The sequence below is a fragment of the Pigmentiphaga litoralis genome, from assembly GCF_048632615.1.
GTDB lineage: Bacteria > Pseudomonadota > Gammaproteobacteria > Burkholderiales > Burkholderiaceae_B > Pigmentiphaga > Pigmentiphaga litoralis_B.
The window spans coordinates 1,770,429-1,785,262 of sequence record NZ_CP184479.1 but is presented as its reverse complement, the minus strand read 5'-3'; the positions used below and the strand labels follow the sequence as shown (position 1 = coordinate 1,785,262).

Here is a 14,834-nt window from a genome sequence, read left to right as displayed (position 1 = left end):
ACCGCCATGCTGCTAGCTATTCTGCCGCCACCTATTCTGCAGTCGGCCCTCCTTCCGCCAGCGATCCAGGGGTCGACATGTCTGCATTCGGCCTGAACCCCGATCTACGCATCGACCCGCAGGACGATGCGCCGGCATCCGCCAGCCGCCGCCGCGCGGCATTCGCGCTGATCGGGCTGGCGCTGGCAGGGATGGGCGTGCCGCAGCGGAATGCGTTCGCCACGGGCGGGTTGCCGGTCAAGCTGACGAGTGGGGGCCGGGATCGGCCGAAACGTTGGCGTCGGCCCTGTTCAAGGCGTTGCCCGACCTGACGCAAGGACTGGACATCGACTGGGTTGGAGGCGATCCCGGACAGGTACAGACCCTGTTGCTGTCGGGCGCCGTCCAGAGCAGTGCCTATGGGGCGCTGGGTGCGGCCGAGGCGCAATTGAAGGGCAACGACATTGTCATCTTCGGTCCCAAGATCTCCAATCACGGTGCCTGGCTAGTACGGGGCGACAGCCCCTTTCAGCATCCGCGTGACCTGAAAGGCAAACGTATCGCCACGCTGCCGCAGACCAGTGACACCTACCGGCAGGCGCGCATGGCAGCGGCGTTGCACGGGCTGGACCTGCGCAAGGACTTTGAAGTCATCCACGGCGCGCCGATCGCCAACCTGGCCTTGTTCAATCGGGGCGACGTCGATGCCATCATCGCGATCGAACCGACGGCATCCCGCATCATCGGGAACGGCGCACGCGAGATCGCGAACGTGGCCGCGCAATGGAAAGAGGCCACTGGGGACAGTGCCCCGCTGTTTCTGGTGGGCAATGGCGGACGGCGTGACTGGATCGAAGCCAACAAGCCCACCGCGAAACGGGTCGCCGATGCCTTCCTTGCCGTCAACAGCGTGATCCGCAAAGATCCGGACCTGGCCGCGAAGTACCACAAGGCGATCGGCATTCCCGACACCGAAACCACGGCCATCAAGCTGCTGCCTGAGCGCCTGGCGCGCATCTTCGTGCCCACGTGGGGCGACGCGGAGTTCGCCAACATCGACCGTCAACTGACTGAAGCCGTCAAGCTCGGGTTGCTGACTAGAAAGCCGGACCGCCCCATCTACACACGCGTGTAGAGGAAGCGATACGGCGGTTCGCAAGTTGGCTTGCCCGGGGAGCCAAGTACGGTGGCGGGTTGTCGTTGCGCCGCAGCACCGCGCGCCGGCTTCTGGCCTTCAGTCCGCGCTGATGTTGTTCTCTTTCGCAACCTTCTTCCAGAGCGGCACTTCTTCCTGGATGATCTTGGTAAATTCCGCCGACGTGTTGCTGGTCGGGATCATGCCCAGCGCCTGGATGCGTTTCTTGACCTCGGGATCGGCCACGGCACGCGCGATTTCCTGCTCGAGCTTGCGGATGATGGCCTCGGGCGTGCCTGCCGGCGCCAGGACGCCGCTCCACAGTTCCACTTTCAAGTCGATGCCGAGCTCGCTCAAGGTCGGGACGTTCGGGTACTCGGCCATCCGCTCGGCCGACGTCACCGCGAGCGCCTTGGCGCGATTGCCTTGCAACGCGGTGGATGCCGGACCTGGATCGACCAGCGTCATCGTCACGTCGCCAGCCATCACGGCCGATACCGATTCGTTGCTGCCCTTGTACGGGATGCGGGTAAATTTGCCACCCGTCTTGCTGTTGAACAGTTCGGACACGAGCTGGAACGACGCCGCGCTGGCGCCGTAGTTGGCTTTTTCCGGGGACTTGATCGAGAAGTCGACCAGTTCCTTGACCGTCTTGGCCGGGTTGTTGGCCTGCGTCAGCAGCACGAGCGGAAAGGTGGCCGCGAGCGATACCGGCGTGAAGTCTTCCGGTTTGTAGCTGAGCTTGGAATACAGGGCAGGATTGAATGAGATGGGGCCGCTGGCGCCCCACAGCAGGGTGTAGCCATCCGGCTTGGCCTTGGCCACGACGTTGGCGCCGATAATGGACGCGACGCCAGGCCGGTTTTCAATGATCACGGGCTGCCCCATGTTGGCGGCCATCCGTTCGCCCACGACGCGCGCCAGCACGTCGTTACCGCCACCGGCGGCGTAGCCGACGATGATGGTGATGGGTTTGGTCGGAAACGCGGCCGGCGCGCTTGCCGAGTGCGCCAGGCCGAAAGGCGCCGCACAGATCAGGGCGGCGGTGGCAACGTGCCAGGCATGCTTCGTATACATCTGTCTTCCTCCGGTACTGGAAAGATCGTTGCCTTTCCATGTCGTTGTGAGAACTGCTGCAAAGCGGATAAAGGGTCCTGGCGGATCCGGATCAGATGGATCCGATACGCACATTCAGCACGGCGGCCTGTCCGGCATCCACCGCTTTCAGGCAGCGGGCAATCGCGGCTTCGACTTCGGCAGGATCGTCGATGCACTCGCCATAGGCACCGAACGCGGCGCCCACTTGCTCGAAGCTGCGCACGTTGTCGCCCATGCCCAGCTTGGCCTGGAAGTCGTTGCTGTCGGCGGCTGCCCCGTCAGGGTAGACGCGCAGCACGGCCTCTTTCACGGCCTGCCAGCCACTGTTATCGAGCACGATGGTAAAGATGGGTATGCCATAACGCTGCGCGGTCGCGTACACCGAGGTCGGCGTTGAAAAGTGGAAACCCCCGTCGCCCACGACCTGCACCACGCGCACGTCCGGCTTGGCCAGCTTGGCGCCAAGCGCGATGCCCGCGCTATACCCAAGGCCCCCACCGGCGCAGCCGATCAAGGACAGGGGTTCAGTGCGGGGAATCTGATTGAGTACCGCGAAGGTGTTGCGGACGGCCTCGTTCACGACAATGTCGGTTGGCGCGATCAGCTTGCCCAGCGTGGCGCACACATGTGCGGGCGAAATGGCTCCCTTCTTGCCGACATCCTGCGCCACTTTGGCGACGGCCTGCCGCCGCTGCGTATTGGCGCCTTCCCATCCTTCGACACGGGCCGCAACTGTCTTGCGAAAGGTCTCATCGGCGCGCTGTTCGACGATCTCGATTACCTGTTGCAGCACCGTGGCGCAATCCGCCTGGATCCGCATGTCAGTGCGGAACCCCCACATCGGAAAGTCTTTCTTGATCGTGTCGACGTCGATGTGGATCCATTCGGTGGAAGGATCTTCCTGCGCATACTTGGGCAGCCACGGTACGTCGACATCCAGCAGCAGGCCCAGGTCCGCGCCGGCAAGCGCCTTGCCTGGATCGAAGCCGCCAAAGCAGGGCGACTCGCGCGAGACGCTGATCGCGGTCGGGCTGAACTCATACACCTTGATGCCGCACAGAATGGCCAGCTTTTCCAGCGCATGCACGGCGTCGGCCTTCCGCCCGACGTACGACGTGATGACGATGGGCTCGCGCGCCGCCATCAGCCGCGACGCAATGGTCTCGGCCACGGCAGGCGTCACCCCGCCCGCCTGTACCGCGCCATAGTGTTCACTGCTGAAATCGCGGATACGATCCGCTTCCCATTCCTCGGCCAGCACTTCGCGCGGCAAGGTAAGGTAGACCGGTCCGGGGGGATCGCTCTGCATGACCGAGTGAGCGCGGCGCAATACCTCCTTGGCGACCACCCCCGTGGGAAGCGAGTAGTCCCATTTCACATAAGGCCGCACCAGGCTGGCAATGTCGAATGGGTCCTGCACGAAGTGGACATAGTTGTCCCGCGACCCGGGCAATTCGCCCCGCAAGGTATAGGGCGAGCGTCCGGCCATCAGCATGACCGGAATGCGGGTGCGGAACATGTTGTGCATGCCCATGGCGGCATTGGCTGTGCCGGCGTCGACGTGCACCATGACCGCCTGTCCTTTTCCGGTCACCGCGGCGTAACCCATGGCCATGTGCATCGCGACGTTTTCATGCGGAACGAGCATGACGGTCGGATGCGGGCGGCCTTCTTTCTTCCACTGCGCAAACGCTTCGATCAGCGACACATGGTCCGTGCCGAAATTGGAGAAGATGTAATCGATGCCGAGGCCGGTCAGGCCTTCGACAAAGTAATGGGCGCTGCTGCGCATGGACACGCTCCGCGATAAAGATGAGGGTCGGTCAGGATGACGGGGGCGAAGGCAGGGATTCAGACGCCGGTTTCGAAGTAGAAGTGTTTGGTCTGCATGAAGTCGTTCAGGCCTTCCACGCCATGCAGCTTGCCATAGCCACTGTCGCGATAGCCGCCCGTCTCGATCTCGGCAAACAACCGGTTGTGCGTGTTGGACCACACGGTGCCCGACCGGATGCGTGTCGCCATCCGGCGCGCCTTGCGCATGTCGGTGGTCCACACGCTGGCGGCCAGGCTGAAGCGGGTAGCGTTGGCGCGCTGCACCGCTTCGTCTTCGGTCGAAAAACGCTCGATCACCAGCAGCGGGCCGAACAGTTCGTTCTGCACGAAGTTGCTCGACAAATCTTCGACTTCGACCAGGCTGGGCGTGATGAACGCGCCACGGCCCAGTGCGCCTTCAGGAATGGCGCCGCGCAACAGGACCTTTTGGGTGCGTTCGGCCGTTTCGACCAGACCCGCGATGCGGTCGCGGTTCGCGTTGTCGATCAGGCAGGCCATCTGGGACGTGGGGTCATTGCCCGGCCCCACCTTGACGGCCTTCAAGGCCTGCGCAAGCTTTGCCGAAAAGTCGGTGTACAGACTGTCTTCAACCAGCACGCGGGCCACGGCCGTGCACTGCTGTCCGGCCATGACCAGGCCACCGGCCACGATCCCCGCTACCGTCTTGTCGAGGTCGCAATCCTTGAATACGACGGCAGGCGCCTTCCCGCCCAGTTCGAGCGACAGCCTTTTGAGCGTGTCGGCCGTCGCGCTGGCAATCTTCTTGCCCACGCCCGACGATCCGGTAAAGCTGATCACATCGACATCCGGCGACTCGCACAGCCACCGCGAGACTTCGGTGCCCGATTCGATAACCGAGTTGATGACGCCTTTCGGCACGCGGCTGTCGCTGACCAGGCATTCCAGCACCAGATTGTTCACCAGCGAGGTCTGGTGGGCAGGCTTGATCACCACTGTGCAGCCCGCTGCCAGGGCGGGTGCGAGCGAACGGACCAGCAGAGTTACCGGCGCGTTCCACGGCAGGATGATGGCGGCCACGCCTGATGGTTCGCGATCGAGTGACGAGAAGCAGCCCGGCTCGATTTCCAGGATGCGCCCGAACAGGTTGCGTGCAAGGCCGGCGTAGTAGCGCAGCTCGGACACCCCTGCGCCGATCTCGCCCAGCGCTTCGCGGCGTAGTTTGCCGTTCAGCGTGACCAGCCAGTCGGCGATCGCTTCTTTTTGTGCATCCAGCCGGTCGGCGAAGCCAAGCAGCACGTCCGCACGCAGCTTGGCCGAGTGCTTCCAGGCCGTGCCGTCGAAGGCGCGAACGGCAGCGGCGATTGCTGCTTCTGCTTCGGCCTTGTAACCGTCCGCGAACTGGGCGGCGACTTCGGCGGTGGCGGGGTTATAGCTTGGCGCGAGGGTTTCGCTGCCGCTGACGGAGCCCAGCCACTCTCCGTCGATGTAATGTCGGGCGATCTGCATGTTGGCTCCAGGTTCAGGCAATGTAATCGGGTTGGCGTGCCGGCTCGGCGGCCACGAATGCGGGCTGCGCCGAGGCATGGGCATAGATCGCCATGACGCGGGGGAAGGGGGACAAATCGCACTTCATGCGCAGGGCGTTGGCGACCTGCGGGACCAGGCAGCAATCGGCCAGTGTGGGGGCATCGCCGAAGCAGTAGGGGCCATCACCATGGCGCTGCAACAGGGCATCGACCCCGGACAGCCCTTCGGCCACCCAGTGCCGGTACCACGCGTTGCGGCCGTCTTCGTCGATATTGAACTGGTCCTTCAGGTAACGCAGGATGCGCAGGTTGTTGACCGGATGGATGTCGCAGGCAATGGCGTTGGAGACTTCAAGCACGCGTGCGCGTTCCACCGGGTCGGCTGGAATCAGCCGGGGCTCTGGAAAGCGCGCGTCCAGGTAGTCGATGATGGCCAGCGATTGCGACAACGTCAGGTCTTCGTCGACCAGCGACGGCACCACGCCCGACGGATTCACTTGCAGGTACGCGGCGTCGCGCTGCTGGCCGCTGCGCAGGTTCACGCCGTGCGTGTCATAGGCCTGGCCTTTGAGAGCAAGCGCGATACGCACGCGATAGGACGTGGAACTGTTGAAGAAACTGTAAAGCTGCATGAAAAGACACTCCGTGAAATTCGGGCCTTGAAACGCAGGGCGCGAGCCATGTCGCGCGCACATCACGACGTGGCCGGAAAAATGAGCAGGTTCAGACTTGAGCGAGTATCGACCCTTGCCGGACATCCGTCCAGATGACGATTTCGTCCAATGGACAAAAGCGCCCATTGGACGAAAGCAGCCATCGGTCCAACTCCCATTGGAGGTGTCCAGGCGAAGGCCTCGCAGCCGTTTCTACTCCGCAGTAATGTTGGACTTCCTGACGACGTCAGCCCAACGTTGAGCGTCCTTGCCGATCAGGTCGCGGAATTGCGCCGGGGTAGACGTCGCTGGAACCATGCCCTGCGCCTCGAAGGCGGTGGCCAGCTCCGGCGCCTTCAACACGGCGGCGATCTCGCGATTCATGCGTTCGATGATGGCGGGTGGGGTGCCTTTTGGGGCAAGCACGCCGTACCACATGTCCACGTCGCCGCCCTTCAGGCCGGCTTCGGCCAGGGTGGGAACGTCGGGCAACTGGGGCAGGCGTTTTGCGCTGCCGGTAGCGATCGCTTTGAGTTTGCCGGCTTTGATCTGCGGGAGGGCCACATGCACGGGAAGGAACATGTAATTGATGCGGCCGCCAAGGATGTCGGTCACGGCGCCTGCCGTTCCTTTGTAGGGCACCTGCATCATGTCGGTGCCGGTCTGCTGCAGGAACAGCGCCATCGACAGATGGTGGGGCGTGCCGACGCCCGGCGTGCCGTAATTGAGCTTCCCGGGCGCAGCCTTGGCGGCGGCGACGACCTCGGCAACGGTGTTGGGCGCCTGCGAGGGATTGGCCACCAGCAGCAAGGTGCCCCAGGACGTCAGGCCGACCGCGTCGAAGTCATTGACGGGGTCGTAGGGCAAGGACTTGTACAGGCTCCGGTTCATGACCAAGGTGTTGACCTGGACCATGAAGGTGTAGCCATCGGGCTGCGCGCGCGCGCGCGTTCGCTGCCGATGTTGCCGCTCGCGCCCGCAACGTTCTCGACCACCACGGTCTGCCCCAGAGTCTTGGGCAAATGCGCAGCCAGTTGACGAGCCACCAGGTCAATGCCCGTGGCGGGGGTGTATGGCACGATGAAGGTAATGGGGCGCTCAGGCCACGCGGCCGACGCGCTCAGGCTGGCAAGCGCCAGCGCGACGCCGGCCAGCGGACGGGCCAGGCAAGCAAAGGAACGGCCAGTCGATGCAAGCGAGCCCAACATGCGGTCAAGGATCATGATGTCTCCGAATCATTGTTATAGGGTCAAGCCTGACGGGCGCGCGGCCGGGGCGGGCCGCCGCCGCGTCGTCTCAGATGACCTTGACGGACAGGCTGCCCAGCCCTTCCACCGTGGCCGTCATCGTCTCGCCGGGCTTGACCGCGCCCACGCCCTCGGGCGTGCCGGTAAAGATGATGTCGCCGGGTTCCAGGCGGAAATACCGGGACAGGTCAGCCACGGTTTCAGCCACCGACCAGATCAGCATCGACGTGCGGCTGTGCTGGCGCTGCGCGCCGTCGACATGCAGCGACAGCGCCGCGTCGTGCGGGTTGCCGGCAGCAGCGACCGGGCGCAGCGGGCCGACCGGCGCCGACGCATCAAAGGCCTTGCCGATTTCCCACGGACGGCCCATCTCACGCATCTTCATCTGCAGATCGCGCCGGGTCATGTCCAGCCCGACGCCGTAGCCCCAGACGTGGTCCAGCGCCGATTCCACTGGAATGTTTTCGCCGCCTTTGCCGATGGCGGCCACCAGCTCGACTTCGTAGTGGTAGTTGCCGGTCAGGGTGGGGTAGGGAACCGACAGGGTTTCTCCTTCGGCCACCGGGATCACCGCGTCGGCAGGCTTGCAGAAAAAGAAGGGCGGCTCGCGGTCGGGGTCAAAACCCATCTCGCGCGCGTGCGCGCCGTAGTTACGGCCTACGCAATACACGCGGCGGACGGGAAAGAGGTCTTGCGAACCCACGACGGGGATGCTGACGGCAGGGGTGGAGTAACGACGAAAGCCATGCGAGTGTCCTTGGAAGTGATCGGCGCAATGCGCCGCCGGCAGCTTGGGCAACAGAGGGAGGGCAACCCTGGAGCAAGCCGGGTCGCGGCGGTCATGGCCGTAGTCGACCGGCCCGCTTGATGCGAGCGCGCCGTCTGGCGCGCCACGCTGTCTCCGTCTGGCCCCCGAGCATCGGCGGGCGCATTTTTTCAGCAGTATGGCCAATCAGATATGCCAAAAACAATGATTGTTTATGATTATCTATACTGTGGGGCGTATATCTATGCCTGAAGGGACGCACCATGGATTGGACTCACCGGCTGCGTCTGCGCAACCTGCAGATGCTGATCAGCCTGGCCAATACCCGGAACATCAGCCATTCGGCGGCGGCGCTCAACACGACGCAGCCCGGTCTGTCGAAGTGGCTGAAGGACCTGGAAGACGACATCGGGCTGCCACTGTTCGAGCGGCATGCACGCGGCTTGCGGCCCACGCCGCATGGCGAGGCGCTGATCGCCCACGCCAAACGGCTGGATGTGCAGCTGGATCGCGCTCGCGCCGAGATGGATGCCTTGCGGGAAGGCGGGAGCGGGCAGGTGATGATCGGGACGTCGGGCGCATCGGCGCCGGGCACCGTGCCGCATGCCGTGTTGATGCTGCTGGAGCGCATGCCGCAGGTGCATGTGAAACTGGTCGAAGGCACGCTGGATACGCTGCTCGAACAGCTGGTGCGTGGCGATCTGGATGTGGTGGTTGGCCGCAGCGCAACAGAGCACTTGGACCCGGCCATCCTGACCGAACGGCTGTACCGGGAGTCGATTCACTTCATCGCCCGGCCCGATCACCCGCTGTTCGAGCGGAAGACGATGGATTGGGACGACGTGCTGGCCTATCGCTGGATCATGTGGCCACGCGGCACGCCGATTCGCAATGCCCTGGACGCGGCTCTGGCCGCCGCGGGCCGCGCCCCGCGCAACGACCTGGAGTCGGCATCGGCCACGCTGAACGTGACCTTGCTGTCCCACAGCGACATGATCGGGGTGGCATCGCATGGCGCCGCCATTCGGCACATGATGCTGAAAGCCTTGCGGATCCTGCCGATTCCATTGGAAGGGTACGGATCGGTCTCAATGTACTGGCGGAACGATCCGTACCGGTCGGCGGCGGTGGACGAATTGGTGGAGTGCGTGCGCAAGGCCGCGAAAGAACACGGCGAGCACCCGGTCGGGACGGCGGGGGAAGACTAGCCCGTCCGCTACTTCCTGCTGGTCTGCTCCCCCAGCATCGTCTGGGTAATCGCACGGCCTACCTGCTCGAACGCCTTGGCGGCGACCTTCGATTCGTCCATCTCTTCCGCGCAGGCCACCACCACGATGGCGTTGCGGCCGTTGTCCTGCGGGTTGATCACGCCGGCATGGCACGCCCGTTCGTGCTGCGTGCCGGTCTTGTGGATGAATCGCACGGTACGCGGCAAGCCGGCTTCGAGGCGATATGCGTCATAGCTGTCGTACTTCATGTTCTTGTAGAGCGCGGTCAGGTTTTGCGGCTGCTTGAGCACTTTGCCGGTCACCAGCTTTTCCAGCATGTCGCCATACGCGGTCAGCGTCACGGCATTCATGTCCTTTGCGTAATAGCGGTTGTAGGCGTCGTCCATGCTCGTGGCTTTAAGCTCGTTGGGCTCCAGCGACAGCGCGCGCCGGAAGGCGGTAACCCGCTCGGCGCCCATGGGTGCACCGGCCACTTCCACCATCTGCACATTGGTCAGCTTGCTCGCATCCGGGTGCAGTTCGCGGTAGACCTCGTACCGGACTTGCGTGAAGTTGGTGATCTGCTTGAAGCCGCGGGACCCCAGGTAGTCGCGCGCCCGGCGGTTGACCGTGTCCTCGCCAATGGCGCGCACCAGCATGTTGGCCGCGGTGTTATCGCTTTCCATCAGCATCTTCTTCAGCAGCTGGTCCAGGGTGTAGCGCGTGCCGGCCTTTTGCCACACCACGTTGCCCGACCCGTCGATCTTGTCGGTGTCTTGCAGCGTCAGGGATTCATTAAGCCGGTGGGAGCCCGCTTCGACTTCCTGCAGCACGGCCAGCGCGATTGGCAGCTTGACGGCGGATCCCAGGTACCACAGGCGATCCGCCTCGTAGTTCATGGACTTTCCGTCATCCAGGCGTTTGACGTAGACGCCGATTTTGCCGGGCGTGTCCTGGTCGATACGCTCGATGCGCGATTCGAGGGCGTCGGTCCAGTCCGCGTAAGCGGGCTCAAGGGCGAGCAGCCCCAGTGCCAGGGACAGCGACCGGAATAAGGTCTGCGGTGGGATCATGAAACCCTTCGATGGTGAGTAGCCCGGATGTCCGTAAGGCCTCACCCACTTGTTTCAAAGCCCGGTCCGAACGCGCCACCGAAAGGTCGCCCCGTGTGCAGGCGGCAATCACGATCCGCTTGCCAGGGTAGGCCGTGGGTTCGGTAATGATCCCCGAATCACACGTGCGCGCGCGCTGGGTACCGGTCTTGTGCGCGAAAACGGCAGGGGGCAGAAGGCCGGCCTTGATCCGTTGCTGGCCGGTCTGCACCCGCCGCATGACGTCAAGCAGGTAGGCAGTCGACGTTGGAGCAAGAATCTTTCCCGCCATCAGTTTGGCCAGCAGTTCGCCATACGCATCGAGCCGTGCCGAGTTCAGTTGGGTCGCGTAATACGCCTCGAACGCGGCGCCCACAGTCTTCATCTGGAATTGTTTGGGCGGAGTCTTGTACAGATCGGCCAGGATCTCCAGCCGCGCCGAATCGGTGCGCTGTTTCTTGAGCAAAAGGAAATCCGATCCGGACAACTGCATGGCGGCCGGCACGATCTGGCTGTAGGCGTGCCGCCGCACGTCGGCGAGCGACGTGATGCGTTGAAAACCTTTGGGGATGATGCCGCGTACCAGCGCGTTGACTTCGTTGATGCCGACCATGTCGATCAGCATGTCGCTGGCCGTGTTGTCGCTGTGCACGATCATCTGTTCAAGCAGATACCGCAGCGTCAGTTTGGTGCCGGGCGGGTGGCTGTTGGTTTCGCCCGTGCCATCGACATAGTCCGTTGCACGCAGGGTCAGCGTGCTGTCCAGCGTGTGTTCGCCGCGCTCGATGGTGCGCATTACCGTCAAGGCGATGGGAATCTTTACCGTCGACGCGAGGTACCAGGTTTCTTCGGCGTGATAGGACGCCTCGACCCCCGTGTCCAGATCCCGCACGTACACGCCAATCGCACCAGGAAAGCGCGCGTCGACCCGCGCCAATTCGGTCACCAACCGCGCCGGCCAGTCGGCTGCGGCGGCAGTGGCGGCGGCTGTGGACGGCGGGGTTGCGCCTGCTGCGGGGATTGCGGGCGATTTCGGCAATACCTGCGGAGCGGAGGGCGCGGGTAGCGGAGCGACTGGCAATGCGGTTGCAGCCGCCGCCATTTGAGCGCCAGGCGCCGCCTGCGCAGCATTGAACGCCAGGGCCAGGGCCAGGCCGACGCCGGACGCGGCCATGACGCGCTTCAAGGCTCGCGCGCGAAGGTGACGGCGTGTACGAGGGGGCGAAGAATGGCGTTTCAGTGCAGCTCCTGTCGGAAAGGGAAAGAAGCTGTATATGACCTGAATGCTGCTCAGGCGTGCAAGACGACGCGTAAGCAGTTGTGACCAGAAACTGGCCACAATCCACCAGCAACTGGCCGCAATCAAAAGAAACTGGGGCCGACGAGTGCTCCGTCAGCCCCCGGGGGGGCTGCCAGGAAACAGACCGACTGATCCGGCATGAGGACATGCCTTTTCAGCTCATGAAAACGGGGCCGACGAATGCTTTGTCAGCCCCGGGGCTCTTGCGGGGAAACAGACCGACTGATCCGGCATCAGGACACGCCTTTTCAGCTCAAGGCCGCGCCGGCTTCAACTTGCGACTGCACTTGCTGCACGCCGCGGCCAAGCCTGTTTCACCCACAGCTTACTTCTTGTCTTTTTCCTCTTTCACGCGATACACCAGTACCGCGGTGCCCGCGAGCGACAGCACCTTGGCGGTCACGCTGCCCAGCAGCAGACGGGACAGGCCGCTGCGGCCATGGCTGCCGATGAAGATCAGGTCCGCGCCCGATTCGGCGGCCGCCTGGACGATCCCGTCGGCCACGTTGAAATTCGAGACTGACAGGGATGTTGCCTTGACGTCGGCGGTGTCGGCGCGGCTCATGACGGCGTCGATGTATTTGGCGGCTTGTTCGGACGAGGCCTTTTCGTACGCGTCATCGGTGATCGCATAGGCAGCCGCCATGCCGTCGAAACCGATGGTCGCGGCAAACGGCTGCGTGACGTGCAGCGCGACGACTTCGGCGTTGACCGAGCGGGCGAACATCACGCCGGCATTGGCGGCTTGCGAGGACAGCGGCGAACCGTCGGTGGGAATCAGGATTTTCTTGAACATGGTGGCTACTCCTCACAGTGACTCATCAACCGCAGGATACCCCGTTTGCGCCAGAGGCGAACCTCGGGCACATCGACCTCAGGCCAGTACCTTGCGCAGGAATGCCGAGATGTCCGCCAGTTCCGGCACGCACACCGAATGCGGCATGGGATAGGTGTGCCATTCCACCGGATAGCCCAGCACATTCAGGCGATCGCGCGACGCTTCGGCACGGGCCAGGGGCACGACCGGGTCGCTGGTGCCATGGCCCATGAAGACGGGCGTGGCTGCGTTGGCTGGGGCCCGCTCGGCGTCCAGCATGTCGGCGATGGGCAGGTAGCCCGACAACGCGACCAGGCCGGCCAGCTTTTGGGGATGGCGCAGGCCGGTATGCAAGGTCATGGCGCAGCCCTGCGAAAACCCCGCCAGCACGATGTGCTCGGTGGCGATGCCACGGGCGTTTTCGCGCGCGATCAGGCGTTCCACGTGCTGCTGCGACACGCGGATGCCGGCTTCATCTTCACGGCGCGTCAGGTCGGCCAGCTTGATGTCGTACCAGGACCGCATGGCCATGCCGCCGTTGATGGTGACGGGCTGGATGGTGGCGTGCGGAAACACGAAGCGCACGGACGGAATGCCTTGCAGATTCAGTTCCGGCACGACCGGAAAGAAGTCATTGCCATCGGCGCCCAGGCCGTGCAGGAAGATCACCGCGCGGGTGGGTTCCGGGCCGGTCGTGGTTTCGATGGAGTCGAGAAGCGGGGTGTCGGTCATGGCGGATGCTGCACGAAAGAGGAGACGAAAGGGGCAGGGCGCCCGGTTGGATGACGCGGCGAATGCCGTGTGCCGCCGATCCGGGGCAGGTCGTTGGCGCTGCGCCCGTCAGGCCGGGCGCACGGCCGTCTTGGGGCGGAACGCCTTGCACACCGCGGGATCGGTTTCGATGTACGGGCCGCCTATCAACTGGATGCAGTAAGGCACGGCGGCAAAGATGCCGGCTGCAACCAGCGCCTGGTCGGCGTCACGCAGGCCTTCCAGCGTTTCGCGGATGGCCTTGGGCTGGCCCGGCAGATTGATGATCAGCGTGGCGCCGTCGGCGTCGGTCGTGCCGCGTTCGCGGATCACCGCCACCTGGCGCGACAGGATTGCCGTTGGCACGAAGCGCAGGGAAATCTGGCGCATCTGTTCGCCGAACCCTGGCATTTCCTTGGTGCCTACCGCCAGCGTGGCCTCGGGCGTGACATCGCGGCGCGAGGGACCCGTGCCGCCGGTGGTCAGGATCAGGTCGCAGCCCACCGTGTCGGCCAGGTCGGTCAGCGTGGCGGAAATGCCGGGCGCCTCGTCGGGGATCAGGCGTTCGACAAACCGCACCGGGGTGGTCAGCGCGCCTTGCAGCCAGGTCTTGAGCGCCGGGATGCCTTGGTCTTCATACACGCCGCCCGATGCGCGGTCGCTGATCGACACCAGGCCGCAGATCAGTTCGTCGGGGTGCGAGCGTTCGATGCGGACGGCGGTCGCGTCTTGGGGTTCCTGCTGGGGAAAGGCCATGGGATCAATCGTCCTCGTCATCGTCGATGTCGGGTTCGGTATCGCGACCCGTGTCGCCCTGCGCGTCGGCCTGCAGCCGCTTGATTTCCTGGAACAGCACCCGGAAATGCTTGCGCTGCGGTTCCTGGCCTTGCAGCAGCGACTTGTTCGCGGCCTGTTCCTTGCGCGCCGCACGGATCAGCGCCCGCAGGTGCTGCGCGTCGGCGGCCGGGTACAGGTTCATGAATTTGGTGAACTGCTCGTCGTCGGCCAGCAGCTTGTCGCGCCACAGTTCCAGCTGATGGAAGGCAGCGATGTCTTCTTGCGAATCGCCTTCCCACTTGGCCAGCTGGGCCTGGATCGGGTCGATCTGCGCGTCGCGCATCAACTTGCCGACCAGTTGCATCTGCCGGCGCTTGGCTTCATGCGACGTGATCTTTTGCGCTTCGCGGATCGCCTGGTAGAGCAGTTCGGCCAGCGGCAGCTGCTTGAGCCGCGCGGGAGACAGTTTCGTCAGTCTGACCCCAAGTTCCTGCAGCCGCGTCGAATCGCGCTTGAGCTGCGACTTGCTGGGCGGGCGAAGGTCGGGATTGCCGTCCTCGTCGAAGCGGACGGGCGGGTTGGTGTCGATCGGAACGAAACTTTTGCGGGACATGGAAAGCCAATGGACAAAGAGAGGGTGTCACTTGTTGGCTATGATAACTGTCTCGCTCCGATGCCGGGGCCGCCTCCTTT

At 64.0% G+C, this 14,834-nt stretch carries 15 protein-coding genes and 1 pseudogene; 3 read left to right on the top strand and 13 right to left on the bottom strand.

All coding sequences use genetic code 11. From position 1 onward, the window contains the following. Positions 1-77 precede the first annotated feature (77 nt). Positions 78-311, top strand: coding sequence for a hypothetical protein (locus ACNANG_RS07865; RefSeq protein WP_420226723.1), 234 nt, complete (start codon positions 78-80; stop codon positions 309-311). Beyond that, the gene (locus ACNANG_RS07860; protein ID WP_420226722.1) at positions 275-1,114 is read left to right on the top strand and encodes an ABC transporter substrate-binding protein; all 840 of its coding nucleotides are present in this window, start codon (positions 275-277) and stop codon (positions 1,112-1,114) included. Before ACNANG_RS07865 ends, ACNANG_RS07860 begins: the two co-directional genes overlap by 37 nt. Positions 1,115-1,213: 99 nt before the next feature. On the opposite strand, the gene ACNANG_RS07855 is transcribed toward ACNANG_RS07860, so the two are convergent. The 7 genes and pseudogenes from ACNANG_RS07855 to ACNANG_RS07825 form a co-directional block, all read right to left on the bottom strand. Then, positions 1,214-2,191, bottom strand: a complete 978-nt coding sequence (locus ACNANG_RS07855) for a Bug family tripartite tricarboxylate transporter substrate binding protein (RefSeq protein ID WP_420226721.1) — start codon at positions 2,189-2,191, stop codon at positions 1,214-1,216. 91 nt (positions 2,192-2,282) lie between these two features. Further along, the gene (locus ACNANG_RS07850) at positions 2,283-4,004 is read right to left on the bottom strand and encodes a thiamine pyrophosphate-requiring protein (protein ID WP_420226720.1); all 1,722 of its coding nucleotides are present in this window, start codon (positions 4,002-4,004) and stop codon (positions 2,283-2,285) included. A 59-nt stretch (positions 4,005-4,063) separates the two neighbouring features. Next, the gene (locus tag ACNANG_RS07845; protein WP_420226719.1) at positions 4,064-5,512 is read right to left on the bottom strand and encodes an aldehyde dehydrogenase family protein; all 1,449 of its coding nucleotides are present in this window, start codon (positions 5,510-5,512) and stop codon (positions 4,064-4,066) included. A 13-nt stretch (positions 5,513-5,525) separates the two neighbouring features. After that, positions 5,526-6,164 carry a maleylacetoacetate isomerase gene (maiA, locus tag ACNANG_RS07840; RefSeq protein ID WP_420226718.1) on the bottom strand — a complete coding sequence of 213 codons (639 nt, stop codon included), beginning with the start codon at positions 6,162-6,164 and terminating at the stop codon, positions 5,526-5,528. A 234-nt stretch (positions 6,165-6,398) separates the two neighbouring features. Beyond that, on the bottom strand, positions 6,399-7,100 hold the full coding sequence (locus ACNANG_RS07835; RefSeq protein ID WP_420226717.1) for a tripartite tricarboxylate transporter substrate-binding protein: 702 nt from the start codon (positions 7,098-7,100) through the stop codon (positions 6,399-6,401). After that, positions 7,073-7,408 carry a hypothetical protein gene (locus ACNANG_RS07830; protein ID WP_420226716.1) on the bottom strand — a complete coding sequence of 112 codons (336 nt, stop codon included), beginning with the start codon at positions 7,406-7,408 and terminating at the stop codon, positions 7,073-7,075. The genes ACNANG_RS07835 and ACNANG_RS07830 overlap by 28 nt, the downstream gene beginning before the upstream one ends. 73 nt (positions 7,409-7,481) lie before the next feature. Next, a pseudogene (locus ACNANG_RS07825) lies at positions 7,482-8,179 on the bottom strand (fumarylacetoacetate hydrolase family protein). Positions 8,180-8,461: 282 nt separating this feature from the next. On the opposite strand from ACNANG_RS07825, the gene ACNANG_RS07820 reads away from it, so the two are divergent. Then, entirely contained in the window at positions 8,462-9,406 is a 945-nt protein-coding gene (locus ACNANG_RS07820) for a LysR family transcriptional regulator (protein ID WP_420226715.1), read from the top strand. 8 nt (positions 9,407-9,414) lie between these two features. Here ACNANG_RS07820 and ACNANG_RS07815 read toward each other — a convergent pair whose 3' ends face one another. The 6 genes from ACNANG_RS07815 to yjgA form a co-directional block, all read right to left on the bottom strand. Next, positions 9,415-10,479, bottom strand: coding sequence for a serine hydrolase (locus ACNANG_RS07815; RefSeq protein WP_420226714.1), 1,065 nt, complete (start codon positions 10,477-10,479; stop codon positions 9,415-9,417). Next, a complete protein-coding gene (locus ACNANG_RS07810; protein ID WP_420226713.1) occupies positions 10,418-11,671 on the bottom strand; it encodes a serine hydrolase in 1,254 nt (417 codons plus the stop codon). Before ACNANG_RS07810 ends, ACNANG_RS07815 begins: the two co-directional genes overlap by 62 nt. A 451-nt stretch (positions 11,672-12,122) precedes the next feature. Continuing rightward, a complete protein-coding gene (locus tag ACNANG_RS07805; RefSeq protein ID WP_420226712.1) occupies positions 12,123-12,593 on the bottom strand; it encodes a universal stress protein in 471 nt (156 codons plus the stop codon). Between the two features lie 78 nt (positions 12,594-12,671). Further along, a complete protein-coding gene (locus ACNANG_RS07800; protein ID WP_420226711.1) occupies positions 12,672-13,346 on the bottom strand; it encodes an alpha/beta hydrolase in 675 nt (224 codons plus the stop codon). Positions 13,347-13,454: 108 nt separating this feature from the next. Further along, complete coding sequence (gene mog, locus ACNANG_RS07795; RefSeq protein WP_420226710.1) at positions 13,455-14,120, bottom strand: molybdopterin adenylyltransferase; 666 nt, start codon at positions 14,118-14,120, stop codon at positions 13,455-13,457. 4 nt (positions 14,121-14,124) lie between these two features. Continuing rightward, the gene (yjgA, locus tag ACNANG_RS07790; protein ID WP_420226709.1) at positions 14,125-14,754 is read right to left on the bottom strand and encodes a ribosome biogenesis factor YjgA; all 630 of its coding nucleotides are present in this window, start codon (positions 14,752-14,754) and stop codon (positions 14,125-14,127) included. Positions 14,755-14,834: the final 80 nt, after the last annotated feature.

What these genes read in the sequence shown, in the direction of transcription:
- ACNANG_RS07865 (WP_420226723.1), top strand. Translation starts at nt 78, where the DNA reads ATGTCTGCATTCGGCCTGAACCCCGATCTACGCATCGACCCGCAGGAC.
- ACNANG_RS07855 (WP_420226721.1), bottom strand. Translation starts at nt 2,191, where the DNA reads ATGTATACGAAGCATGCCTGGCACGTTGCCACCGCCGCCCTGATCTGT.
- ACNANG_RS07850 (WP_420226720.1), bottom strand. Translation starts at nt 4,004, where the DNA reads ATGCGCAGCAGCGCCCATTACTTTGTCGAAGGCCTGACCGGCCTCGGC.
- ACNANG_RS07845 (WP_420226719.1), bottom strand. Translation starts at nt 5,512, where the DNA reads ATGCAGATCGCCCGACATTACATCGACGGAGAGTGGCTGGGCTCCGTC.
- maiA (WP_420226718.1), bottom strand. Translation starts at nt 6,164, where the DNA reads ATGCAGCTTTACAGTTTCTTCAACAGTTCCACGTCCTATCGCGTGCGT.
- ACNANG_RS07835 (WP_420226717.1), bottom strand. Translation starts at nt 7,100, where the DNA reads ATGGTCCAGGTCAACACCTTGGTCATGAACCGGAGCCTGTACAAGTCC.
- ACNANG_RS07830 (WP_420226716.1), bottom strand. Translation starts at nt 7,408, where the DNA reads ATGATCCTTGACCGCATGTTGGGCTCGCTTGCATCGACTGGCCGTTCC.
- ACNANG_RS07820 (WP_420226715.1), top strand. Translation starts at nt 8,462, where the DNA reads ATGGATTGGACTCACCGGCTGCGTCTGCGCAACCTGCAGATGCTGATC.
- ACNANG_RS07815 (WP_420226714.1), bottom strand. Translation starts at nt 10,479, where the DNA reads ATGATCCCACCGCAGACCTTATTCCGGTCGCTGTCCCTGGCACTGGGG.
- ACNANG_RS07810 (WP_420226713.1), bottom strand. Translation starts at nt 11,671, where the DNA reads ATGGCCGCGTCCGGCGTCGGCCTGGCCCTGGCCCTGGCGTTCAATGCT.
- ACNANG_RS07805 (WP_420226712.1), bottom strand. Translation starts at nt 12,593, where the DNA reads ATGTTCAAGAAAATCCTGATTCCCACCGACGGTTCGCCGCTGTCCTCG.
- ACNANG_RS07800 (WP_420226711.1), bottom strand. Translation starts at nt 13,346, where the DNA reads ATGACCGACACCCCGCTTCTCGACTCCATCGAAACCACGACCGGCCCG.
- mog (WP_420226710.1), bottom strand. Translation starts at nt 14,120, where the DNA reads ATGGCCTTTCCCCAGCAGGAACCCCAAGACGCGACCGCCGTCCGCATC.
- yjgA (WP_420226709.1), bottom strand. Translation starts at nt 14,754, where the DNA reads ATGTCCCGCAAAAGTTTCGTTCCGATCGACACCAACCCGCCCGTCCGC.